The organism is Streptomyces sp. NPDC059169, assembly GCF_042755225.1.
Taxonomy (GTDB): Bacteria; Actinomycetota; Actinomycetes; order Streptomycetales; family Streptomycetaceae; genus Streptomyces.
Map to the genome: position 1 here is coordinate 140,979 of NZ_JBHZCF010000013.1, position 22,660 is coordinate 163,638.

The 22,660-nt window shown below is 70.6% G+C and carries 16 protein-coding genes and 1 pseudogene; 4 read left to right on the forward strand and 13 right to left on the reverse strand.

Features of this window, described 5'->3' with window-relative positions; genetic code table 11:
• Positions 1–97 precede the first annotated feature (97 nt).
• The 6 genes and pseudogenes from ACFXOM_RS23830 to ACFXOM_RS23855 form a co-directional block, all read right to left on the reverse strand.
• Positions 98–578: pseudogene (locus ACFXOM_RS23830) on the reverse strand (hypothetical protein); the annotation flags it as partial.
• 788 nt (positions 579–1,366) lie between these two features.
• Positions 1,367–2,548: a cytochrome P450 gene (locus ACFXOM_RS23835; protein WP_384934747.1), complete on the reverse strand. Its 1,182-nt coding sequence runs from the start codon at positions 2,546–2,548 to the stop codon at positions 1,367–1,369.
• Positions 2,545–3,795 (reverse strand): MAB_1171c family putative transporter, encoded by a 1,251-nt coding sequence (locus tag ACFXOM_RS23840; protein ID WP_384934750.1) that lies wholly within the window; start codon positions 3,793–3,795, stop codon positions 2,545–2,547. Before ACFXOM_RS23840 ends, ACFXOM_RS23835 begins: the two co-directional genes overlap by 4 nt.
• A 19-nt stretch (positions 3,796–3,814) precedes the next feature.
• A complete protein-coding gene (locus ACFXOM_RS23845) occupies positions 3,815–4,336 on the reverse strand; it encodes a toxin (protein ID WP_384934753.1) in 522 nt (173 codons plus the stop codon).
• A gap of 87 nt (positions 4,337–4,423) precedes the next feature.
• Positions 4,424–4,915, reverse strand: coding sequence for a helix-turn-helix transcriptional regulator (locus tag ACFXOM_RS23850; RefSeq protein WP_384934755.1), 492 nt, complete (start codon positions 4,913–4,915; stop codon positions 4,424–4,426).
• 275 nt (positions 4,916–5,190) lie between these two features.
• Positions 5,191–5,664: a MarR family winged helix-turn-helix transcriptional regulator gene (locus ACFXOM_RS23855; RefSeq protein WP_384934758.1), complete on the reverse strand. Its 474-nt coding sequence runs from the start codon at positions 5,662–5,664 to the stop codon at positions 5,191–5,193.
• 95 nt (positions 5,665–5,759) lie between these two features.
• On the opposite strand from ACFXOM_RS23855, the gene ACFXOM_RS23860 reads away from it, so the two are divergent.
• Both ACFXOM_RS23860 and mltG read left to right on the forward strand, forming a co-directional pair.
• Positions 5,760–7,580 carry an ABC transporter ATP-binding protein gene (locus tag ACFXOM_RS23860; protein WP_384934761.1) on the forward strand — a complete coding sequence of 607 codons (1,821 nt, stop codon included), beginning with the start codon at positions 5,760–5,762 and terminating at the stop codon, positions 7,578–7,580.
• A gap of 334 nt (positions 7,581–7,914) precedes the next feature.
• Positions 7,915–8,805: an endolytic transglycosylase MltG gene (gene mltG / locus ACFXOM_RS23865; RefSeq protein WP_384934764.1), complete on the forward strand. Its 891-nt coding sequence runs from the start codon at positions 7,915–7,917 to the stop codon at positions 8,803–8,805.
• A gap of 60 nt (positions 8,806–8,865) precedes the next feature.
• Here the strand turns inward: mltG and ACFXOM_RS23870 are convergent, their stop codons facing one another.
• The 4 genes from ACFXOM_RS23870 to ACFXOM_RS23885 all read right to left on the reverse strand — a co-directional run bounded on the left by ACFXOM_RS23870 (position 8,866) and on the right by ACFXOM_RS23885 (position 14,230).
• Positions 8,866–9,990, reverse strand: coding sequence for an NAD(P)-binding domain-containing protein (locus ACFXOM_RS23870; RefSeq protein WP_384934985.1), 1,125 nt, complete (start codon positions 9,988–9,990; stop codon positions 8,866–8,868).
• A gap of 143 nt (positions 9,991–10,133) precedes the next feature.
• Positions 10,134–11,663 (reverse strand): aldehyde dehydrogenase family protein, encoded by a 1,530-nt coding sequence (locus tag ACFXOM_RS23875; RefSeq protein ID WP_384934767.1) that lies wholly within the window; start codon positions 11,661–11,663, stop codon positions 10,134–10,136.
• Positions 11,660–13,012, reverse strand: a complete 1,353-nt coding sequence (locus tag ACFXOM_RS23880) for a 2-oxoadipate dioxygenase/decarboxylase family protein (RefSeq protein WP_384934770.1) — start codon at positions 13,010–13,012, stop codon at positions 11,660–11,662. Before ACFXOM_RS23880 ends, ACFXOM_RS23875 begins: the two co-directional genes overlap by 4 nt.
• 18 nt (positions 13,013–13,030) lie before the next feature.
• On the reverse strand, positions 13,031–14,230 hold the full coding sequence (locus tag ACFXOM_RS23885) for an NAD(P)/FAD-dependent oxidoreductase (RefSeq protein ID WP_384934772.1): 1,200 nt from the start codon (positions 14,228–14,230) through the stop codon (positions 13,031–13,033).
• A gap of 309 nt (positions 14,231–14,539) precedes the next feature.
• On the opposite strand from ACFXOM_RS23885, the gene ACFXOM_RS23890 reads away from it, so the two are divergent.
• Together ACFXOM_RS23890 and ACFXOM_RS23895 are read left to right on the forward strand one after the other, a co-directional pair.
• Positions 14,540–14,962: a secondary thiamine-phosphate synthase enzyme YjbQ gene (locus ACFXOM_RS23890; RefSeq protein WP_384934775.1), complete on the forward strand. Its 423-nt coding sequence runs from the start codon at positions 14,540–14,542 to the stop codon at positions 14,960–14,962.
• Between the two features lie 593 nt (positions 14,963–15,555).
• On the forward strand, positions 15,556–17,523 hold the full coding sequence (locus ACFXOM_RS23895) for a PE-PGRS family protein (protein WP_385039149.1): 1,968 nt from the start codon (positions 15,556–15,558) through the stop codon (positions 17,521–17,523).
• Positions 17,524–17,912: 389 nt separating this feature from the next.
• Here the strand turns inward: ACFXOM_RS23895 and ACFXOM_RS23900 are convergent, their stop codons facing one another.
• The 3 genes from ACFXOM_RS23900 to ACFXOM_RS23910 form a co-directional block, all read right to left on the reverse strand.
• Positions 17,913–19,214, reverse strand: coding sequence for a hypothetical protein (locus tag ACFXOM_RS23900; RefSeq protein ID WP_384934782.1), 1,302 nt, complete (start codon positions 19,212–19,214; stop codon positions 17,913–17,915).
• Positions 19,215–19,270: 56 nt separating this feature from the next.
• Entirely contained in the window at positions 19,271–21,529 is a 2,259-nt protein-coding gene (locus ACFXOM_RS23905) for a hypothetical protein (protein ID WP_385039152.1), read from the reverse strand.
• Positions 21,530–21,596: 67 nt separating this feature from the next.
• Positions 21,597–22,436, reverse strand: coding sequence for a hypothetical protein (locus ACFXOM_RS23910; protein WP_384945189.1), 840 nt, complete (start codon positions 22,434–22,436; stop codon positions 21,597–21,599).
• Positions 22,437–22,660: the final 224 nt, after the last annotated feature.

Below are 22,660 nucleotides of genomic sequence, written 5' to 3' on the forward strand. Positions count from 1 at the left end.
TCCGGCACCGTCGGACAGAACACGCCATGATCGCCCCTCACCCGTGGTGCCCGCCCCGTCCCACCGCTTCACTCCCGACGCGTGGGACGACGACGCGTCACCTCGGCGCTCGCGGTGCTGGGGATCGCCACCGACACGTCGGTGCACCGGTGGGGGAGAACGAGCGGGGGCCGCGCGGTTGGTTCGCCGGGGAGGGCCGCTCGTGCGCGTCGCGCAGCGTGAGGACGTAGGTCGCCGTGAGCGCAACGGCACGGTCCTCGTCATGTGACAGATCGTCAAGGCACGTGACGCCGGGTTCCCCGGGATGTCCGCGAGCGCCTGCGTCAGCCGTTGACGTGCGGACGCCTCCAGGTTGCCGTGGGTGAGGCGGTCGACGAGCCCGGCAGCGATCGGCCCGCCAGCGCGGGATCAGTCGCCGGTGCGGCCAGTGCGTCGGCCGCGTCGGCGTCGTTCCTCTCCTCGACGATCATGTCGACGAGGGTGGGGACGGCGTCGAGCACTCCCCGCGCCCCGAGCGCCGGGGCCGCCACGGTGTCGGGGCTGGTGAGGGCGTCGTGCAGCAGTGCGGTCGCCCCACCGTTCGTCATGGGAACCACCTCCTGGGCCGCACTGAAGACCGTGTCACCGTGTGAAGGTCAAGCAGAGCCAGTGGCCTCCGGCCGGCGGTGATCGTCCACCCACCCACTCCCGTCGCTTCGCCGAAGGACCGCTGTCCCTCCGAGCAGCGCGCCTTCTGCGACGGACGCCGGCGGGCGGGGCGATCACCGGGCCTTGGACCTCGGGTACCCGGCGTCCGCCACCGCGACGGCAGGTCGTCGTCGGTCCGCAACCGTCGACGGAAGGACCGGCGTCCGAGGTCGTGCGTCACCCTCCTGGCAGGGGTGACGCACCGTCGGACACGGCGGGAGAGTGTCGTTTTCAGCCATGTGGGACCCGGGCGTCCGAGGCGCAGCGGACCGCGGGCGGGCGCTGCCGCGGCTGACACCAGGGCTCAGCAGGGCTTCACGGCTGTGCGTGATCGACGACAAATGGGTTCGGGCGGTGATGGCGTCGAATCCAGTCAGATGAACAGCCCTTGCGTCATTCGCTCGATCGTGGGCACTAGAGTGATCACGGGCCCGGATACTGTCACCCCCGTCGGTATCCGGGCCTCCTCATGGCTTCCTCCGGTTTGTGCTGCACGGCCGTCGAACGATGCGCCGGCACGGCACGGCGGACGTCACGGAGGGCCCCAGGCCAGGGCGGGCGAATTCCTGGGGCCCTCGTGTCGTGCGGGCTCGCCCTGCCCCACCCCCGTGGGGGCTGGACGAGCCCGGTCCGTGGTGCTCGCTGCCGCGGCGAGCGGTGGCGACGCCTTGCACCGCCGTCACCAGGTCACGGGAAGTGATGCGAGACCGCGCCGGTGGAAGGAGCGCACCCACGTCAGCTCGTCGGCGGGGACGGCCGGCGTCAGGCTGGGGAAGCGCTCCAGCAGGCTGGTCAGGGCGATCTCTGCCTCGATCCGGGCGAGCGGTGCTCCGAGGCAGTAGTGGATGCCGTGGCCGAAGCCGAGGTGCGCAGGCGTACGCGCAGGGTCGAAAGCGTCGGGGTCGTCGAACTGGGTGCCGTCGCGGTTGGCCGAGATCAGGGAGACCCAGACCCGGGCGCCGGCCGGGACGGTCACTCCGCCGATGCAGAGCTCTTCGAGGGCGAAGCGGCGCACCCCCAAGGTGAAAGGGGCGTTCCAGCGCATGGTCTCTTCGATGACTGCCTGGACCGGGGTCTTCCCGTCGAGCACGGCCTGCCGGTGTTCCGGGTGGAGCAGCAGGGCGAGGGCGGTGGACCCGATCAGGTTGACCGCGTTGTCGTAGCCGGCGAACAGGATCAGGAACGCCATGGCCAGCAGCTCGGCTTCGGTGAGGCCGTCGCGTTCGTCACGGGTCTCGATCATCGCCGAGAGCAGGTCGTCCGTGGGCCGGGCGCGCTTGCCGGCGATGACCTCGGCCAGGAAGTGGTGCATCTTCCGCATGGCGGTGCGGGAGTCCACCGCAGCGGTCGGCTCCGGGGAGAGCAGGGTGTCGGTCCACGTCCGGAAGTCCTGTCGAGCTTCGCCGGGAATGCCGAGGATTCCGCATATGACGGCCATCGGCAGCGGGTAGGCCAGGGCCGTCATGAGGTCGGCCGGACGATCGACGACCGCGTCCAGAAGCGCATCGGCGTGTGCCCGGATGCCGTCGCGGAGTACGTCGAGCCGGCGCGGGGTGAACGCCTTCGAGACCAGGCGGCGAAGCCTCGTGTGGTCCGGCGGGTCCATGTTCAACAGGTGGGCGTCAAGCTCCGGCGGCATCGAGGACCGGTAGCGGCCGGTGGTGTGTGCGTTGGCCTTGTCCAGCGACAGCCGCGGGTCGTTCAGAGCCTCGCGCACGTCCTGGTAGCGGGTGACCAGCCACACGTCGGCTTCGTCCGGCGTGGTGGTGCGGTGGACCGGGCCGGCTTCCCGCAGTGCGGCGTAGACCTCGTGGGGGCTGGTCATGAGCCGGTCGGTGAAGAGCGTGGGCGTGGTGGTCATGTTCGCGCGGCTCCCGTGCTCTGCCGTCGTCCGGGGCGTTGGGCGACCACGTGCCGAACGACGTCGTCGCGCCGGAAGGCGTCGGCCACGCGGATGAGCCAGTCCCGTTCGCCGGCCAGGTCTCCGGCCGCCGGGTCGTGGGGGACGGCTGCCGCATGGGAACGGTCCTCTCCGTCCGCGAGCGCCTGCAGGGCCGTTTTGATGCGGGCGGCCTCGATGACCGCCTGGGCCTGACCGGGCGGGACCTTCCTCGCCGTGCACGCGTCGCGTGCGGCGTGGGCAACGGCGGGGTCGACGTACGGCTGGAGGGCCAGTTGCCCGTCGCGGATCTCGATGACCTGACGGTTGACCAGGAACGCCAGGTCATCGTGGCCGAGGGCCCGTCGCGGGTTCTCCGGATACAGGTCGGGCAGGAGGACGACCTCGGGGAAGGCGCGGGTCAGAGCCGACCACAGGGGTTCCAGCCGCCGGTAGGCCAGGTAGTTCCTGGCCCGCTCGCGAGCACGGTCGAGACCGACGCCCCAGGCCGGCATGGTGAATCCGAGGGAGAACGCCCATGCCGAGACGCTCGCCGACATGGGAGCCACGACGTTGTTCACCGTGTCGAGGGGGGAGGTTCCCACGAGGTCCCAGACCAAGGTGATGATCTTGATGGGGCCGTAGCCGAGTCCGGCGACGGCACCGACGGCGATGGTCTTCAGCCCGCGTCGCAGCCAGACCCGGTCGACGACCTTGGCGTAGCGCCAGCACATCCTGAACAACCCCACCATCCCGACGGTGTAGAGGATCTGGTGGGCCAGCAGGAATTCGACGATGTACGGGGTTTCGGCGTAGTGCGTATCGAAGTCGACGTGGTGCTCGCCGTCGCTGACGTCGCCGAGGGAGAAGAAGGTGATCATGGCGGCCACGGTGATGACCGCGTACGAAACGATCAGCCGGTGCCACATCCTGACCCGGTTCTGAGCGGACGACCAGCTCACCAGCAGGGCCAGGAAGCACGTGATGCACACCGCGACGGAGCAGTACACGATCAGGGTGGCGATGTTCGTGACGCCCAGCAGCCTGTCGATGCGCACGTAGAGCCAGGGCGACGCCACGACGAAGGGCGTGGCGAACGTGGCGATGGCCAAGCACACCCATCTCAGTTCGCGGTTCTTCCAGTCCCGCAACAGATCGCGGAACTTGTAGAAGAACGCGCTCCAGGAGATCACAGCCAGAACGCCGTACACGAGGTTGAACAGAAGCATCCCGTCAGTGTTTCCCATGTCAACTGCGCTCCAGCGAACGCCCGATGTGGGTGATGAGGTTCGCCATGCCCGGTGACGCGTTCGTCGACGGGCGGCGGACGACCGCGTCGCCCTGCATGGGCATCAGGGAGGCGACCAGCTCGGCCGCGCGCTCTTCCTCGTTCGAATACTGGGTCCGGCCGAGCACGCTGCGCACCAGGTCCGGTGCCAGCCGGGGCATCAACAGTCGGATCACCTCGTCGGGCATCACCGGTGCGGCCTCGTGCCCGCACATCATGTGCCCGAGCTCGTGACGGATGATGTGCTGCTGGTGGGCTTGCGTCGTGAACTTCTGGTAGCCGATGTAATCCACGTCGTCGGTGGACAACCACAGTCCGCAGGGCTTGCCGACACCCGTGGGCATCGGGAGCTCCATCAGCGAAATGGGGCGCCCGCGAAGCTCTTCCATGCGGTCGCACAGGACGTTGACATCGGCCCGTTCGGGGATGTCGAGGGACTTGACGATATCGGCGCAGTACCGACGGAGCTCCTTGTTGTTCACCCCCTCACCCCCCGGGTGGCTGGTCGACCGATGCCATGTCACGTACTCCACTGAGCCCCCGTCGTGTCCGGGCGTCCGGGGCGGGGTTCATGTGCCGGCGGGGGTGTCAGGGCCGTCACTCGCGGCGGTGTGCCGTGGCCGCATCCGTCCGCGCGTTCCGTCGGACTTGCCCAGGTGCTCCAGCATCGGCACGAGGGCGCCGAGTGCTTCATCGGGCAGGGACGCAACGGTGCGCAGGGCTATCTGCCGGACCCCGGCTTCCTTGAGCGCGCCGAGGAGGTGGAGGTTGCGCCTGACCTCCTCGCCCTCTTCGCCGTCGAAGAACGCGGCCACGGGCACCTTGAAGAAGTCCGCGAGGTCCTTGATGAGTTCGTACCCCGGGTTGGTGCTCCTGCCCTTGCGCAGGTTGCCGATGTAGGTCTTCGACACGTCGACCGCACGGGCCACTTCGGCGTCGGTGTACGGGGAGCCGCGCTCGATCGGGTAGACGGTCTCGAAGAGGTGGTTCAGCCTGTCGGCGAAGGTGTTCCCCCCGGACCCGGCCGGCTGGTCGGCCGGAGCGGTGTCGGCGTCCGCCACGCAACCCCCTCACTCGATCATTCGAAGGACTGGCGAGCGGAGGTGCGTCGCTCACACGGGCGGGGGTGCTCGGACGAGGCGCCGACCAGTCCCCCGAGTGGTCAACTCGTGGTGAGCGTACCAGACCTGATGGTCCATCTGAGTTGACCGAGATCTTCGGCACGCGCAGAACGGTCGTCGCCGTCAGGGACCGTCACGGAAGGCGCGGGCCTCGTTGAGCACCTCCCTCCGCCGGGTGTGCAGTGCACGGTCGGAGGGAGGAGGGGTGTCGATCCTCAGGGCGACTCCCCGGATCGACAGCCCGGCCGCGGCTCCGGTTCCACGAGTGCCGTGAGCAGCCCACCGAGGAGTACGCGCTGCTCCGGGGTCAGTGGTGCCAGGATGTCCTCCGCGGCCGCCCGGCGCGCCTTGCGCAGCCGTCCCAGTGTGGCGCGGCCGTCGTCGGTGAGTTCGATCCGGACCACCCGCCGGTTCTCCGGGTCCGGTGCGCGGCGCACGCGGCCGGATGCCTCCAGTCCGTCGACCAGGGTCGTCACCGCGCGCGGCACCACCTCCAGGCGGTCGGCCAGATCGGCCATGCGGGGGGCTCCGTCGTAGTGCGCGAGTACGCGCAGCAGTCGATCCTGTGCGGGAGTGACGCCGACCGGCTCCAGGTGCCGTTTCTGGATGCGGTGCAGGCGGCGCGTCAGTCGCAGCAACTGCTCGGCCAGTAGGCCGTCCGCGTCGGACGCTGAAGAACGGGAGGTCATGCCGGGAACAATATCAGGACCACGTTCATTGTGAGTATAGGTAACAGTGAGCTATGCTCCTCAAACTCGCTCGTCGCGCACCTCGGAAGGAGCCCATGCGCCCCCACGACGGTCCTTCATGGACACCACCGGATCGCCCGCTCGATCCCACGCGGCCCGAGCAGCCCGCCCAGGTGCGGCGCATCCTCCGCCTCTTCAGGCCGTACCGCGGACGGCTTGCCCTCGTCGGGCTGCTCGTCGGCGCCTCCTCGCTCGTTTCCGTCGCGTCCCCGTTCCTCCTCCGGGAGATCCTCGACACCGCGATCCCGGAGCGCCGTACCGGCCTGCTCTCGCTGCTCGCCCTCGGCATGATCGTCACCGCCGTGATGACGAGCGTGTTCGGCGTCCTCCAGACCCTCATGTCGACGACCGTCGGCCAGCGTGTCATGCACGACCTGCGCACCGGCGTCTACGCCCAGCTGCAACGGATGCCGCTCGCCTTCTTCACCAGGACCCGCACCGGAGAGGTCCAGTCGCGCATCGCCAACGACATCGGCGGCATGCAGGCGACCGTCACCTCCACCGCGACCTCGCTGGTCTCCAACCTCACGGCCGTCGTGGCCACGGTCGTCGCGATGCTCGCGCTCGACTGGCGACTCACGGCCGTGTCGCTCGTCCTGCTGCCGATCTTCGTCGCGATCAGCCGCCGGGTCGGCCGCGAGCGCAAGCAGATCACCACCCAGCGCCAGAAGCAGATGGCCGCGATGGCGGCCACGGTCACCGAATCGCTGTCCGTCAGCGGCATCCTGCTCGGCCGCACGATGGGTCGCGCCGACTCGCTCACCCGGTCCTTCGCCGACGAGTCCGAGCGACTGGTGGACCTGGAGGTGCGCTCCAGCATGGCGGGGCGCTGGCGGATGGCCACCATCGGCATCGTCATGGCGGCCATGCCCGCACTCCTCTACTGGGCCGCGGGTCTGACGCTGCAGACCGGGGGGCCCGCGTTGTCGATCGGCACGCTCGTCGCCTTCGTCTCGCTCCAACAGGGCCTCTTCCGACCTGCGGTCAGCCTGCTCTCCACGGGAGTGCAGATCCAGACGTCGCTCGCCCTGTTCCAGCGGATCTTCGAGTACCTGGACCTGTCGGTCGACATCACCGAGCCGGAGCAGCCGGTCCGCCTGGAGGAGATCCGCGGCGAAGTGCGGTTCGAGAACGTCGACTTCAGTTACGACGAGAAGAGCGGGTCGACCCTCGACGGCATCGACGTCGCCGTCCCCGCGGGCGGCAGTCTGGCGGTGGTCGGTCCCACGGGATCGGGCAAGTCCACGCTCAGTTACCTCGTGCCCCGGCTGTACGACGTGACGGCCGGCCGGGTGACCCTCGACGGGGTGGACGTCCGGGACCTCGATTTCGACACGCTCTCCCGGGCGGTCGGCGTCGTCTCCCAGGAGACCTACCTCTTCCACGCCTCCGTGGCGGACAACCTCCGCTTCGCCAAGCCGTCGGCCACCGACGAGGAGATCGAGGCGGCCGCGCGTGCCGCGCAGATCCACGACCACATCGCCTCGCTGCCGGACGGCTACGACACCTTGGTCGGAGAGCGCGGGTACCGCTTCTCGGGCGGGGAGAAGCAGCGACTGGCCATCGCGCGCACGATCCTGCGCGATCCGCCGGTGCTGATCCTCGACGAGGCGACAAGCGCCCTCGACACCCGGACGGAGTACGCCGTACAACGGGCCATCGACGCGCTCTCCCAGGGGCGCACCACCATCACCATCGCCCACCGGCTCTCCACCGTGCGGGACGCCGACCAGATCGTCGTCCTCGACGCAGGGCGGATCGCGGAGCGCGGTTCGCACGAGGAACTGCTCGACCAGGACGGCCGCTACGCCGCCTTGGTGCGCCGGGATGCGGAATTGGCGCCGGTCACGCCCTGACGGGCCCCGCGCGGGGCGACGGGCGTGCGCGAGGCCCTGGTGATGGCCGGGGGGCGGCCACGAGCAGTTTCTCCGGCCACACCCGTACGCGCCGGACGGTTGGGCGGACTGCCCTCCCCGAGGTTGACCGCCAACGGGAGGACTCCGAGTTCCCCGACCCGCCGTGTCGGTTCCGCCGCGCCGCCGGGGGGCCGGCCGTGTCGGTTCGGTCCGCCATCGAGTTCGCGCCGATGCCGCCGTCCGTCCGCTGCGTCGCGACCGCCGCCGTCGCTCCCGCGGGGGAGTGGCGGCGCGGGTACCCTTATGTGCGATTTGTTGGAGTTAGTGTGCCTATGTGAAGCGCCAGTTCCCGAAGGTCGGACGTCCGGGCGGGGTGCGCCTGACGCGCCGCGGTCGCCTGGTGGTGGTCGCGGGTGTGGTCGGTGTGGTGGCGGTGGCCGTGTCCCTGTTCCTCCCGTCGTTCCGTGAACAGCCGCGTCCCCCCAAGCAGGTGACGAGGCCCAAGGCCCTGGTCATCCCGGAGGGATGGCGGTCCTCACAGGTCTACGCGGCGGTCGACACGGCCCTCGGCCTGCGCCCGGGCAGCACACGCAGGGCCGCGGTCGCCCACGGGCCGCACCTGAGGCTCCCCGTCGTGGCCCGGGGCAACCCCGAGGGCTTCCTCTTCCCCGCCACGTACCCCCTCGACGAGGAGACGACGCCGGCGGGACTGCTCAGTTACATGGTCAACACGGCCGGACACCGCTTCGGCACCTCGCCGGTGAACGCAGGGGCGCAACGCCACGGAATGACGCTCTACCAGGCCGTGGTCGTGGCCAGCATCGTGCAGGCGGAGGCCGAGACCGTCGCGGAGATGGGCAAGGTGGCCCGCGTCATCCACAACCGGCTGGACCAGGGCATGCCGCTCCAGATGGACTCGACGCTCAACTACGCGCTGAATCGTTCCACCCTGGACACCACACACGAGGACACGAAGATCGAGAGCCCCTACAACACCTACGGGCACAGGGGGCTGCCGCCCACGCCGATCGGCAATCCCGGTGAAGCCGCCATGAAGGCGGCGATCAGCCCCCCGCCGGGTGACTGGCTCTACTTCGTCACGGTGGCTCCCGGTGACACGCGTTTCACCGCTGACTTCGACGAACAGCGAGAGAACGTCGACGAGTTCAATGCCCGGCGGAGGTCGGCGGCGGAGGACTCCGAGGAGCGAACGACAGAGGAGTGAGCGACGTGGTGCGGGCGCTCCGCCACGGTGCACCCTGCTGCCACACTCCGGCGATGGCGGTCAGTGTGCTGCGCCCACCGCCTCCGGGTGCGGTACCGGCGACGGGGCCGGGTCGACCGGCAGCGCCACCGGGGTGCGGTGCAGCAGGCGTACGATCTCCCGGACCGCTGCCCTGCCCGCCCGGTTGGCTCCGACGGTGGACGCGGAAGGGCCGTAGCCGACGAGGTGGACGCGCTCGTCGCGGACGGCACGCGTGCCGTCCACCGCGATGCCGCCGCCCCGTTCGCGCAGCCGCAGCGGCGCCAGGTGGTCGATCGCGGCGCGGAAGCCCGTCGCCCAGAGGATCACGTCGGCCCCGACCGTCGTACCGTCGTCCCACGCGACACCGGTTGGGGTGATGCGGTCGAACATCGGCCGGCGATCGAGGACGCCTTCGCTCCTGGCTCGGCGCACCGCGTCGTCGAGCGGCAGGCCCGTCACCGAGACGACGCTCAGCGGAGGAAGGCCGCGCCGCACCCGCTCCTCGACCAGCGCCACGGCTTCACGGCCCTGTGCCTCACCGAAGGGGCCGTCCCGGAACACCGGCGGTCGACGGGTCACCCAGGTGGTTTCCGCCGCCACCGCGGCGATCTCCATCAGGTGCTGCGTCCCCGAGGCGCCGCCACCGACGACGACGACGCGCTGTCCCGCGAACTCCTCCGGTCCCGGGTAGTCCGCCGTGTGCAGTTGCCGTCCGCCGAACGTCCCCTGCCCCGGGTAGCGCGGCCAGAACGGGCGGTCCCAGGTGCCCGTGGCGTTGATCAGGGCGCGCGCGGCGTACCCGCCCTCCGAGCTCTCCACCCGCAGCCGTTCGTCCGCGCCTCCGCGTACCGCCCGCACGTGTACGGGCCGGTGCACCTGCAACGCGAAGGTCTCCTCGTAGGAGGCGAAGTACCCGCCGATGACCTCGGAGGACGGGCGGGCGCCGTCGGTACCGGTGAGCTCCATCCCGGGCAGTGCGTGCATGCCGTGGACCTTGCCGTAGGTGAGCGAGGGCCAGCGGAACTGCCAGGCGCCGCCCGGTCGTGGGGCGTGGTCCAGCACCACGAAGTCGGCGCCCGGGCGCAGTCCCGCCCGCCGCAGGTGGTAGGCGCCGGAGAGCCCGGCCTGCCCGGCGCCGATGACGACGACGTCCACGTTCTGCACACCAGTGTCGTTCACATTTCTACTAACTCTTGGGGTGTCGTGGATCTTCCCGACCGGCACGATGCCTATGCGCCGGTGCCGGGGAGGCGCGCCGATGCAGGGCCGGACGGCGAGGGGCCGACCGGGCGGCGGATGCCACAGGATCAGAGGAAGGTGACGCCCTGCGCCAGCGGCAGCCCGTCCGAGTAGTTCACGGTGTTCGTCGCCCGGCGCATGTAGCCGCGCCAGGCGTCCGAGCCCGACTCTCGCCCACCGCCGGTCTCCTTCTCGCCGCCGAACGCGCCCCCGACCTCGGCGCCCGACGTCCCGATGTTGACGTTGGCGATGCCGCAGTCGGAGCCGTCCGCGGACAGGAACCGCTCGGCCTCGCGCTGGTCCCGGGTGAAGATCGCCGACGACAACCCCTGTGGCACGCCGTTGTGCAGCCCGATCGCCTCCTCCAGCGTCCGGTACGTCAGGACGTAGAGGATCGGTGCGAAGGTCTCCTCACGCACGATCCCGGTCTGCGCGGGCATCCGGACCACCGCCGGGCGCACATAGGCGGCCTCCGGGGCCTCGGCCCGCAACAGCCGGTCACCGCCCGTCAGCACCGTGCCACCGTCCGCCCGCGCCGCCGCCAGTGCCTTCGTCATCGCGTCGTACGCCGCGGACGAGATCAGCGGGCCCACGAGCGTCTCGGCCGCGAAGGGATCGCCCACATGGAGCCTGCCGTAGGCGTCGACGACCTTCGCCACGAGCTCGTCGGCGACGTCCTCGTGCACGATCAGCCGTCGCAGGGAGGTACAGCGCTGCCCTGCGGTCCCGGCCGCAGAGAACACGATGCCCCGCACCGCGAGCGAGAGGTCGGCCGACGGGGTCACGACGGCGGCGTTGTTCCCACCCAGCTCCAGCAGGCAGCGGCCGAACCGGGCGGCCACCCGCGGCGCCACCTCGCGCCCCATCCGCACCGACCCGGTGGCGCTGACCAGGGCCACGCGCGGGTCGCCGACCAGGAGCTCCCCGCCCTCCCGCCCGCCGATCAGCAGCCGATGCACATCGGCGGGGGCACCGCAGTCGGCGGCCGCGCGGCGCAACAGCGCGTCACACGCCAGCGCGGTGAGGGGCGTCGCCTCCGACGGCTTCCACACCACCGTGTCACCGCAGACCAGCGCCAGCGCCGCGTTCCACGACCACACCGCCACCGGAAAGTTGAACGCCGAGATGACCCCCACGACACCGAGGGGGTGCCAGCTCTCGGAGAGCCGGTGCCCCGGTCGCTCGGAGGCCATCGTGCGGCCGTACAGTTGCCGCGAGAGACCGACGGCGAAGTCACAGACGTCGATCATCTCCTGTACCTCGCCGACCGCCTCCGAGTGGATCTTCCCGGCTTCGACGGTGACCAGCTCCGCCAGGTCCTCCCTGTGCGCGGTGAGCAACTCTCCGAGCCGCTTCACCAGCGCTCCCCGGCGCGGCGCCGGGACCGTGCGCCATTCGCGGAAGGCGGCGTCGGCCGCGGTGATCGCCCCGTCGACCTCCGTGGCAGATGCGGCGGCCAGGGAGAAGAGCGTTCCCCCGGTCAGCGGTGTCCGGGACACGAGGTCGTCCCCCGTCGGCAGTCGGCCGCCGCAGCGGCGCAGGGCGTCCCCGGCTCGTTTCCGCAGCGAGTCCGTGTCGGGGAGTGCGGTGGTGGTCATGCGTGGCGCTCCTCGGTTCGTGCCGGCAGCGGGCGAGCCCGGTCCAGGGAGTCGGCCTGCTGCGCGGCGTAGAGGTCGAAGGGGTCGTGCACCGTGCGCCCGATCGCCTCGGACAGCCAGTGCCGGTCGTAGTGGGCCCCGGCCCGGGCGGAATCACGCGCGCCGGGGCCGCTGAGGTTCGACTGGAAGATCCCGGCCGCGGAACGCGGCAGGAAGTCCTCGTAGACGACGGGCCGGGCGGTGAGCCAGCCGCCGTCCAGGAGTCCGGCGAGGTCGTGCGGCGGGTGCCGGCCGTCGCGCGGCCGGCCCCGCACGGCCTCGTAGCTGAAGAAACCGAGGCCGTCCTCGGCCAAGCGGCGCTCGGTGCGCGGGAAGTGCGCGGCCCACTGGTCGACCGGGCCGTCGACCAGCCTGTCGTAGAGCGCTCGGCCCTCACGGGTCAGCGCGATGCCGCGCGCCTCGACCTCCCCGAACCGCACGCGCAGCGAGCCGCGGGTGAGGCCGCCGTCCGCTTCCCGGAACGTGCGGGGCTCCGCCAGCGCCCGGAACGACGTCTGGCGCAGCAGGACGTCGGGGCCGTCCCAGCGCGGCGGACCCTGGATGCGGTCGATCATCGCGATCCCCCGGTCCTGCATGCGCCGGTAGAGGTCGTCGATGTCGAGCACCCGCGGTGTGAGGTGGTTGATGTGCGTGCTGGTCACCCCGCCGATGTCCGCGGCGACCGCAGAGACCCGCTCCAGTTCCGTGTACCAGGCGCGGTCCACCGGTTCCGGCGACAGCGCGAACGCGGCGACCGCGAGCGTGAGGAACCGCTCGGCCGCTTCCCGGTCGAGCCCTTCCTCGCGTTCGGCGACCTCTGCCAATTCCAGCAGTTCGCGAGGGAACAGCCGGCGTCGCCCGAGGAACGCCCCGAGCCGCCGTTCCAGGTCCGCGTCGAAGAACCGCCGGTCCGCCGTCGTCAGCACCGACGTGAAGACCCTGAAGGGGTTGCGTGCCAGCTCCTCGGTCCGCACCGGCCGGAATGCCGTCGAGACCACGGGAACCGCGGCCGAGGCGTCCCGCAGGTCGTAGAAGCCGACCGGCTCCATGCCGAGCGCTGCGAAGACCCCCGCCACCTGACGGAGTTCGGCGGACGTGCCGACCCGGATCGCGCCGTGCCGCTCCGCCGTGACCCGCTCGATGCTGCCGAGGCGTTCGGCCTCCGGTCCGGCCCTGCGGAGCACGGCATCGTTCACCCGACCCGCCACCTCGACCAGGGTGGTGTACGCGGGCACCTCCGTCCCGTACATCGCGGAGAGCCTGCGGGCGAACGCGGCGCGCAGCCGCCAGGTGGGGATCGTATCCGCCATGTGAACCTCCTGGCCTGGTCAGATGATGTGGGCCTCGGGCCGGGCGGGCGTGGCTCCGCACCCGTGTGCGAAGCGGCTCGCGGACAACGGGCCCACGTCGATCACGGGTTCCCTGCCGAACCAGAGATCGCGTACGACCTCGCCGACCGCGGGCGCCTGGAGGAAGCCGTGCCCGGAGAAACCCGTGGCGTACAGAAACCGGGACACGCCGGGCGCCTCGCCGATGAGTGCGTTGTGGTCCGGAGTCATCTCGTACAGTCCCGCCCAGCCGCCCGAGGGCTCCAGCCCCGCGAGCCCGGGGGCGAGGCGCGCCGCGGCAGCACGGAACAGCTGCAGCCACTCCGTGCTGCACTCGCGCCCGAACCCCGGACGTTGGTACGGATCCGAGAAGCCGAGCACGAGCCCGGTCGCGCCGTCGTTGTGGAAGTACAGCGAGGAATCGAAGTCGAGGGTGAACGGGATGCGCGGTGGCGATGGGACGAGCGGACCGGTGAGGGCGATCTGACGGCGCAGCGGTGTCACCGGGAGGCGGACCCCCACCAGGTCGCCGATCGCCGCCGACCAGGGCCCCGCCGCGCAGATCACCGTCCCGGTCCGCACCGTCCCGGCCGTCGTGTGCACGGCTCGCACCTCGCCGCCCACCCGGTCGATGCCGGTGACCGCGCAGTGGGTGCGGACGGTGGCGCCGAGGGCACGGGCGGCCCGCAGGTATCCGAGGACGGCCGCACCGGGCAGGGCGTAGCCGTCCCCCGGGGAGTAGGCCGCGGCCTCGATCCCGGACGGATTGACGTAGGGGCACAGGTCGTGCGCCTCGTCAGCCCCGATGATGCGGCTCTCCACACCGAGCCGGCCCTGGAGTGCCGAGGCTTCGCGGAACGCCGCCACGTCCTCGTCCCGGCCCAGGAGGAAGAGGTAGCCGACGGTTTCCAGGCCCACCTCCGCACCGGGCCGCCGGGCGAAGTCCCGCCACGCGCGCAGACTGCGCTGGCCCAGCAGGACGTTGAGCGGATCCGAGAACTGGGCGCGCACCCCGCCGATCGGCTTGCCGGAGGAGCCCGAGGCCGGTGTGTCGCGCTCTAGGAGGAGAACGCCGCGCACGCCCGCCTCGGCCAGGTGGAAGGCGATGCTCGCCCCGATCACGCCACCGCCGACGATCACGGCCGTGGCGGTCGGGGGCAACGCAACGGCGGCGGGCGTACGAGCGGCATCGTGGGCCATGAGGCCATGGTGGCGGTCGCCGGCTCCTCGCGTCCACGGGACCTTCCGGCGGTCGGCCCTGCGGACGGGGAGCGGGCGGTGCACACTGCCGCCCCCCTGGACTGGGAGCGGGTGGGTGCGCACCGGTCCCACGGCTCGGACCGATGCGGTGCGGCAATTTCTGCGTCGGGACGACGCCTGAGCGCGGGCCTCCGGCCCGTCGGCTGGGTCGTTCCTCCCCCCGGACGCCTCCTCGCGGGCCGCCGCACCGGCGCCACTCCCGGGGGACGCGGGCGCGCGGTCCTGCCGGCGGGGCGCGAGGATGGGCCTATGTCCGAAGCCTTCACCACCCGCGTGCTGGCCGTGCCCACCGGCACGGCCGAGGCCGTCGTCGACCTGACCAGCGCCTGCGAGGATTTTCTGGCGGAGACCTCCCAAGGCCGAAACGGCCTGCTCCACGTCTTCGTCCCGCATGCGACAGCCGGGATCGCACTGATCGAGACGGGGGCCGGGAGCGACCGCGATCTGCTGGCCGCCCTGCACGGCCTGCTCCCCGCCGACGACCGTTGGCAGCACCGGCACGGCAGCCCGGGCCACGGGCGCGACCACGTGCTGCCCGCGCTCGTCCCGCCGTACGCGACCCTGCCCGTCATCGGCGGCCGGCTGGAGCTCGGCACCTGGCAGTCGGTGTGTCTGGTCGACATCAACAAGGACAACCCGGACCGACAGGTGCGGCTGTCCTTCCTGGGCTGAGCAAGATCGTCCTGGGCGTGGCCGTCGAATCTCCGTACCTTGCGTGTACGAAACGGAGAAGACTTGCGCGGTACGGACCTGAACATGATCGAACGCCCCTACGACGGATGCGGGAAGTGCCTGCTCGGCGTGCGACGGCTGCCGCGGACGAAACTCGCCACGTCGTGGATGCGCGTCACCATCTCACGGCAGCTGAGCAAGCGATGGAGAATCAGGGCTCGAGCAAAACGTGCGGATGCCGCAGCCGCTGAACTCGCCGAGTCCGAGCAGAAGTCGGCTGCTGCGGCCGATCAGCTCGGCGGGGCGCGCGCAGAGGCCGCCCAGGAGCTCGACCAACTCATCGCTCGCCGGACCGGCGACGGCGAAGCCGTGGTTCTCTGCCCTGGCGCCCGTGCACCCCTGCTAGCCCGGGATTTCCACCAGAGCATCGACGGCCTCCGGGACCGCAAAGGCAAGGGGGCTTCAGCCCGGCCCCCGACACGTGAACCTCGTGTACCCATGCGTCCCGCGGGCCTCGCCCGCAGGTTGGTACACATTCCGCACCCCTCCAGTCCAGGACAGGCTGCGAATCACATCGGGCAGGATGGGTTCCCGTGACGGTTGGACAAGACGAGCTCATAGAGCTGCTGCAACAGGCGGGGCTGGACGTTGTGGGGGACTGGCGGACCGAGGAGGTACTGCCGCCCCGAGCTGCTCGGCGGTTGGTCGTCTCCGGCGACGGCAAGCCGACCATGACCGTACGGCGGGAGCTGCCTGACCTGGTCGCCGAGCTCAACGCACAGTGGCACCGGCTCGCGGTCGGCAACGGGATCCTCGGCGAGGACGGTGCATTCCTCATCGATGTCGCCGGCAACCGGACGGGCTGTGCGCCCAGGCGCTGGACGCGGGTGCGGCTCACTGGTCAGTGGGACCTCGCCGGAGTCCTCGGAAAGCGTCCCGGGCAGCCGGAGTTCGTCACCCTCGCGACGGACGGCACCGCCCTGATCGGAGTGGCGACTGAGGAGAACGAGGTCCGGTTCACCCTGCTGGACAACATCGCAGAGCGTCAGGAGGCAGCCGCGCGGGCGGCGGCCCGGGAAACCCCTCGGGAGCGGGAAGCTGCTTGGGCGGAACTGCTTCGGCGACCGGGTCCTTCGGCGAGACTGCGCGAGCTGTGGGCGCACGGGCTGGCCCTCAACCCGGCCGCACCCGATGGCCTGCGCGCCCGTCTCCTGGGCCTGTCGCACTTCCTCCTGTACTGTCCGCTGCCGACGGCGGTGGTCGAGGCGCTCATGGTCCACCCGGATTGGAAGCTGCGGCAGTTGCTGGCCGAGGCTCAGCCGAACATCACTGCCGAGCAGTGGGCCCGCCTGATCCTGGGCGAGCAGGAATCCCGGCACCGGTGGATCCTCACCATGCTCGCGGCAAGCCGGTGTGCCGAGCTCACCGAGGCCGCGTACGAGCAGCTCGCCGCGGACCCATCAGCACGGGTTCGCGAGCAGACCACCTGTCTTCCTGGACTCCCCGTACGGATGCTCACCGCTCTGGCCGTCGACGTCGACCCGTCCGTACGGGCCTCGGCCTGCCGGAGGGCCTGGCCTCATCTGGACGCTCCGACCCGGCGGGCGCTTCTGGACGACCCCTACGGCAAGGTCCGCATCGAAGCGCTGCTCCAGTACCACCAGGTGCACCCGATGTCCCGCACGGTCTTCGACACCGCGGAACTCGCAGACCGCGCCATCGGCAGCTGCCGTCTCGAGCGCGGCCTCGCCGAACACCTGGCCCACCACGGCAACCCTGCCCAGCGCCGCTCCCTCGCGGGCAACCCGCACCTGGACCCGGACCTGGTCATCCTCCTTGCCCGGGATCCCGACGAGAACATCCGCTCCGTGGTGGCCGAACGATCCGACCTCACCGAAGAACAGCGGGCGGGCATCCCCATCGACTTCGACCCGCGCGTCCACCACTACCCGCTCGACTGGGTCACGGCGCTGCACCAGGATCCCGGCGCCATGCGCCGCTTGGCTGCCTCCACCCATCCCCTCATACGCAGGAGCGTCGCCCGAGCCAGGCACCTCCCACCGGACGTCGTCGAACTCCTCGCCCGTGACGAAGACCGTGTCGTCCAGCTCTTCCTGGCGGAATCCTGCGACGACGCACCCGCCGACATGCTGCTGAGGGTGTGGCAGTGGTGGACCGGCAGCCTCAGCGCCCCCGATCGCCCCCGCGGCCACCCGAACTTCCCCCGCCGCGACCTGCTCCGCTACGCGGACGACCCGAACCCGCGCATGCGCCAACTAGCCCTGGACGACGCGGATTCGGCTGCTGAGCTGGTCGAGGCCTTCAGTCGGGACAGCGATGAGGAAGTTCGCCGCCGAGCCGCGACCGACCCCCGGCTGACACCCGCGTCGGCCGTGCGGCTGCTCGACGACCCGCACAAAGGCGTGCGCCACGCAGCCGCCCGCCATCCCGGACTGCCCGCGCGCGTACTCATTCGGCTGCTTGGGGACACCGATACCGCTCGAGCGGCAGCCGAGCACCCAGCGCTGCCCATCCCTGCCATGGAGCAGATGCTCCGGTAGATCCAACGTTCGGCCGACGCCACGCCGGAGCCATGAACCCGGCAAACCGACGGCTATTCCGCAATCGCCGGCCCGGGGTCACCAACATCTCGCAGGTCTTCCGGGAACACCTAGGCGTCAACACACAGAACTCGTTGCCGTCCTGATCCATGGCCACCCGGTTGCCTCGCTCTGACCGATGTCGATCCGGTTCGCCCGAGGAGGAGTGGACGCTCGATCTCGGACCTGCCGATCACCGTGGACGAGCCGCGGCCTCCACCCGCTCGGCGTCGCTCTCCAGATCATCGAGAAGATGATCAATCTCTATCCGGCAGCGCACTGGCCCTGCCCCACTGACGGCGTTGCCGTGGACGGCGCTGTGGACGAACAGAGGTTTCGCCGAATCGCTCTCACCTGCTCGGATACTGCCCGTACCCCTGTCCGAGGTACGGCGGCGGTAGGGCGTGCTGGTGCGCGCGATTTCCTGCCATGGCGAACCAGGCGCTCGAGCCCCGCAAGACCAGCAGGACGAAGACCGCGATGCACCCGAGAACCGCGAGAGTCGTGGTCAGATAGACGGCCTGGTACGCCCACTGAGGGTAGATCTCGGTGAAGCTGGGGAACCGGTCTTGGTACTGCCCCACACCCATGCTCTCCTTCAGCCGCTGCGACTCCTCTGCAAGCTGGCTCATGGTGGCCTGTGAGCTCGCGGTCAGGAGGCCCCGGCCCGTGGCCAAAGCCGCAAGCAGCACCGTGGTGACGAGTGCCGTGACGCGTGCCCGCGGCCGGGGCAGCCGGATGGCCAGGGCCAGGCCGATCAGTAGCGCTGCGACGGCCACCAGGGCCACGACCACGATGACGGTCGGCCCCGCGGCGGTGTCCGGGAGGCGAGGGAAGGCCACGTCGATGCCGTACCGGGCGGTCTGCTTCTCCATGGCACGCTGGTACTCGTCGAGCCAGCCCAGGATGGCCTGGTACGTCCGTACCTCCACGACGGCGGCCACGAGGGTGACGACCGAGACGCCCACCAGGACTGCCATGGCCATGGTAACGGCGATCGGCCGGCGTGCGCCCTGGAGCGGCTGCGGTGGCGGAAGGTGGGGAGGACCGGGCGGGGCACCGGGCGGCAGGAGCGGATGGCCGGAAGGCGCGGGCATGTGGGTGGGGGGCGGGGGCAGGTTCGGGGGAGGAGCCGCCTGTTGGGTGTGCGGCGGGGCCTGGTGGACGGCCGGTGGGAGAGTCGGGGGCGGCGCGACACGGGCGCGCGCACTCTGCCGGGTGGACCTCGTGGAGCGGAAGTAGGCGTGGGAGGCGGGCAACGCCAGGAGGGTGACCGAGGCGAGGATCAGCAGCAGCATCCCGGCGGCGACGATCCGGGTCATGTCGCGATACCACGGCACAGTGTCGTAGAAGCCGGCCGCGAGCAGCGCGACGTTGAAGCAGACGGACAGTCCGCCGACGACCCAGGTCGTCACCCGGGCCGCCTGTCGTCCCCGGCCGTCGAGCAGGGACAGCACCAGGCACAGGCCGCCGAACACGATCGTGACCACGGCGAATGCGATCAGTCCGTACGCGGCCAGGTCCCCGGCGGCGCCGTCCGCAGCCTCCTCACTCCGCCGGTGGCGGAACTCGGGGACGGCGAAGAAAGTGCCGACTGCGGAGACCAGCGCCAGCGCAGCCACCCCGGCGAAGAGGTAGCTCGCCGCGAACACGGCGCCCGGCGACCTCGGAGGTGCCGGTACCAGAGGCGGTTCCAGGCTCGGCGCAGTCACTGGGCGGCCCCCGTCGGCGCGTCGGTCCGGCGGCGCCACCAGAGCACGCCACCCGTCACGAGCCAGGCGGTGAGCGGTGCCGCGCCCAGCACGAAGAACAGGCGCTTCGATGTTGCCGGTTCGGGACCGGCGAACGCCTCGGCGTAGGGAACGGCGGTGGTCTGACCGCCGAGCCAGACGTCGCTTCCCTCGGCGCTCGGCGCGTTGAGCGCGTCGTGTGCCGTGGCCTTCAGCTCGGCGTGTTCCTTGGCGAACGTGGCGGAGCTCAGGCGGTTCTGGCTGATCCGAGTGAAGTCCACGCCGCCGTAGACGTACGTGTTGGTGTAGATGAGGTTGCCCTTGGTGGTAGTGCGCTTCACCTTGAACTCGCCGTTCTTGTACGACTGTACGTAGCGGTCGAAGACGTCACGGGGTGTCCACTTCTCCCGGGAGGCCCAACGGTTGATGTCTCCCTTGCCGATGAGGTCCGAGTACGCGGTGTGCTTGTGTGCGCTGCGCTTGCGGAACCACTCGGCGGCGACCCGGCTGGCGTAGACCCGGCGCAGATCGGCGTACTCGGGCGCGGTGTTCACCGCGTTCTGGACCTGCGGCAGAATCGTCGTGCGATACAGCGCCTCGTTGTGCCGGGTGCTGGCCTCGTCCTGCTGTCCGCAGCCGGTGTTGCCGCCGACGCCCGGGGTCTTGATGACCTCCGACTCCATCTTCACCTGCAGCGGCGCGTCCAGGATGTACAGTTCGTCGCCGTTGTCGCGGACCGTCGCCGTACCGGGCACGATCCACTGCCGCATGGAGACGCACTTGGTCTCGCCGCGCAGCGAGTCCCAGAACTTCCTGCCACCGGGCTTGTCCGGGTGGATGAACTTCGCCACCGACTTCTTCATCGCCAGGTCGGCCTCCAGCAGCACCCGCCCGGCGTCGGTCCTGCCGAACTCCTCGTCGATGATCCGGTCGGGCTCGTCCGGGTTGAGGTTGACGGTGAACGCGGACGGCGGCAGTTCCAGCCAGACGAAGAACGAGTCCGAGGCCAGCTGTGCGGCCCGCCGGCCGCCGAAGGACTGCTCCTGGGCCGGCAGGGCGTCGGCCTTGAACGCGTACTGCACGCCGGAACCGTTGTGGTAGGTGTCGGAGACGTAGCGCAGCTCCAGCGTCGAGAAGTCGACGCCGCCCAGGTCGTCCTGAGCCAGCTCGGGGTGGCCGGATTCCGCGGCGAGTTGCTTGTCGACCTGACGCAGCTCGGCGGCCTGCTCCGGGGTGTCCCCGGAGTCGGCGATCTCCGCCGGCGCCGCGGCCGGGGCCTGATACTGCTCCGGGGCGCGCAGGGTGTCGTCGGCGGTGGCCCCGCCATGGGGTCCACCGGCCTGCGGCCCGCCGTTGGGGGTGCCGCCGCCGTCCGGCCCGTTGCCGTTGGGACCGCCGTCGTCCGGGGTCTCAAACTGGTCGCCCGGGTCGACCGGCGGACCACCCGTGTCGATCACCTTCTTCTGCGCCGGCACCACGACATAGTCGATACCGGCCTCCTTCAGCAGCCTCGTGGACTTCTTGCTCGGCGGAACGGCGAAGAGGTACACCAGCCGCCGGGGGTCGGGCTTCCCCCGCTCGGCCTCGACGAACGCCCTGTCCCGTGCCAGTTCCTTTTCGCTGATGCCGCTGCCGGACTTGAGCTCGTAGTACAGGCCGAGTTTCACGTTGGCCAAGTCGTAGTAGCGGTTCACCTCAGGGACGTTCAACTCGGTCTGCCAGCCGTGGTTCGCACCGAGCCTGAGCCGTTCCACCACGTGTTGGACGAAGGCCTTGCCCTGGTTGTCGTTGCCCTGATTCGGAATGTACCTACGGAGCCACTTGTCCCAGGGCGCCACGGGGCTCGGCCGATCGCCCACGGGATTGTCGAGGTACTTGTTCAGCTCCTTGGCCTTGTCCCGCTGGTAGTCCTGCCATCGTTTCAGGGCGTGCTGCCAAAAACCCGGAATCGTGGCCCTCTTGTCGAGCATCGCCGCCGCCACCTCGTGGGCCTTCGGCTGTGCTCGGCCACGCAGCCACTCGGCGGGGTTCTGGTACTCGTACGTCTGCTTCTTGCCCATCGGGGCCGGACGGGACCCGCCCGGAAGGGTTTCCGGATCCGGCGCGGGCCCGTCGAAGCTGGGCAGCGGCACCGGCTTCGGCGCGGCTGCTCCCGAGCCCGCCAGACCGAACGGCCCGCACAGCGCCGCCAGCGTCACCGCGACCAACAACGTTCGGACCCGACGGCGTCCGCTCATGACCAACTCCCCCTGCAGGCAATGGCGATGACCAACCTAGTGCCGCATGCCCAGCGGGAGAACAGGATCAAGTGAGCCGATCGTAGACGTGACGAAGCACCCCCGGACCGCGGTCGGCGAGCGCGACCTGGATCAGCAGGAACGGCACCGCCACCGTCCCGTCCGGGATCAGCTGGTCCAGGAAGGGACGCCCGACGAACATGTTGTCCCCGTCCGGCTCACCCGGGTGGTAGCACCACTGCGCGCGCATCGCCGGCCGCAGCACCTCTCCGAGATACCACGAGGCCCCCTCGGCGAAGTCCGGGTGCTCCGCCAACTCGTCCGGTCCGGACACCCGTCGGCGCGCCGCCGCCTCGAGCTCGTCCAGGGAGTGCTGGCTGAAGTCCCAAAGCCCGGGCCGCTCCGCGTACGTGGCGAGCCAGGCCGGCAGGCCCGCTGCGCGCTTCGCCAGCCACGCGTCCAGATACGGCGAGTCGAACGTGGCCGTCGGGTCCTGATCGAGACCGGAGGTCGGTTCCTTGACCGGCCTCCATCCGGGTGCGACGGCCTGCTTCTCGGCGACCGCCCGTTCCAGTTCCCGCAGGCTGCGGCCGAACTCGTCGCCGTCTCGACGCCGTCGGGCCTTTTCGACCAGCTCCGCCGGGCAGACGGACGGCAGACCCAGCTCCGGGTCCGGCGTCACGACCGGAACTCCCCGCCGCTCGTCCCAGGCCCAGCTCCCGCCGGCCGCCGACAGCAGGACTTCGCCGAGGAATCCGGCCACCCGCTCCAGGAAGTCCGCCCCCGGGGCGGACCGGGCCAGCAGCTCCGCCTCCAGGCGCGCCAGCGACGTCGGCGAGCGGTCCGTCAGCGCCAGCGCGCCCGGAGGCAGTTCGAAGTCCACGAGTCCGGCCAGCCGAGGCTGCATGTCCTCTAGCCAGTCCTCCAAAGGCTCCACCGATACTCCCGCCAGTCGACCCACGGGGCTCCACGGGCTCCGGACCCATCGTCGGCGCGAACGCCGCCACGGGGAAAGGACCAGCGGGGGGGGGTTGGGGGGTGGAAACAACGAGGCCCGACTCGCGCTTTGGTCGGGAGGGCTCTCTCCGTTGGGAGGTTAAAAACACCTCGGTCGGGAGCCCCAACGAACTC

Excerpts from the sequence above, each read along its gene's own strand:
- ACFXOM_RS23835 (WP_384934747.1), bottom strand. The coding sequence starts at position 2,548 with ATGACCACCACGCCCACGCTCTTCACCGACCGGCTCATGACCAGCCCC.
- ACFXOM_RS23840 (WP_384934750.1), bottom strand. The coding sequence starts at position 3,795 with ATGCTTCTGTTCAACCTCGTGTACGGCGTTCTGGCTGTGATCTCCTGG.
- ACFXOM_RS23855 (WP_384934758.1), bottom strand. The coding sequence starts at position 5,664 with ATGACCTCCCGTTCTTCAGCGTCCGACGCGGACGGCCTACTGGCCGAG.
- ACFXOM_RS23860 (WP_384934761.1), top strand. The coding sequence starts at position 5,760 with ATGCGCCCCCACGACGGTCCTTCATGGACACCACCGGATCGCCCGCTC.
- ACFXOM_RS23875 (WP_384934767.1), bottom strand. The coding sequence starts at position 11,663 with ATGACCACCACCGCACTCCCCGACACGGACTCGCTGCGGAAACGAGCC.
- ACFXOM_RS23880 (WP_384934770.1), bottom strand. The coding sequence starts at position 13,012 with ATGGCGGATACGATCCCCACCTGGCGGCTGCGCGCCGCGTTCGCCCGC.
- ACFXOM_RS23885 (WP_384934772.1), bottom strand. The coding sequence starts at position 14,230 with ATGGCCCACGATGCCGCTCGTACGCCCGCCGCCGTTGCGTTGCCCCCG.
- ACFXOM_RS23890 (WP_384934775.1), top strand. The coding sequence starts at position 14,540 with ATGTCCGAAGCCTTCACCACCCGCGTGCTGGCCGTGCCCACCGGCACG.
- ACFXOM_RS23905 (WP_385039152.1), bottom strand. The coding sequence starts at position 21,529 with ATGAGCGGACGCCGTCGGGTCCGAACGTTGTTGGTCGCGGTGACGCTG.
- ACFXOM_RS23910 (WP_384945189.1), bottom strand. The coding sequence starts at position 22,436 with ATGCAGCCTCGGCTGGCCGGACTCGTGGACTTCGAACTGCCTCCGGGC.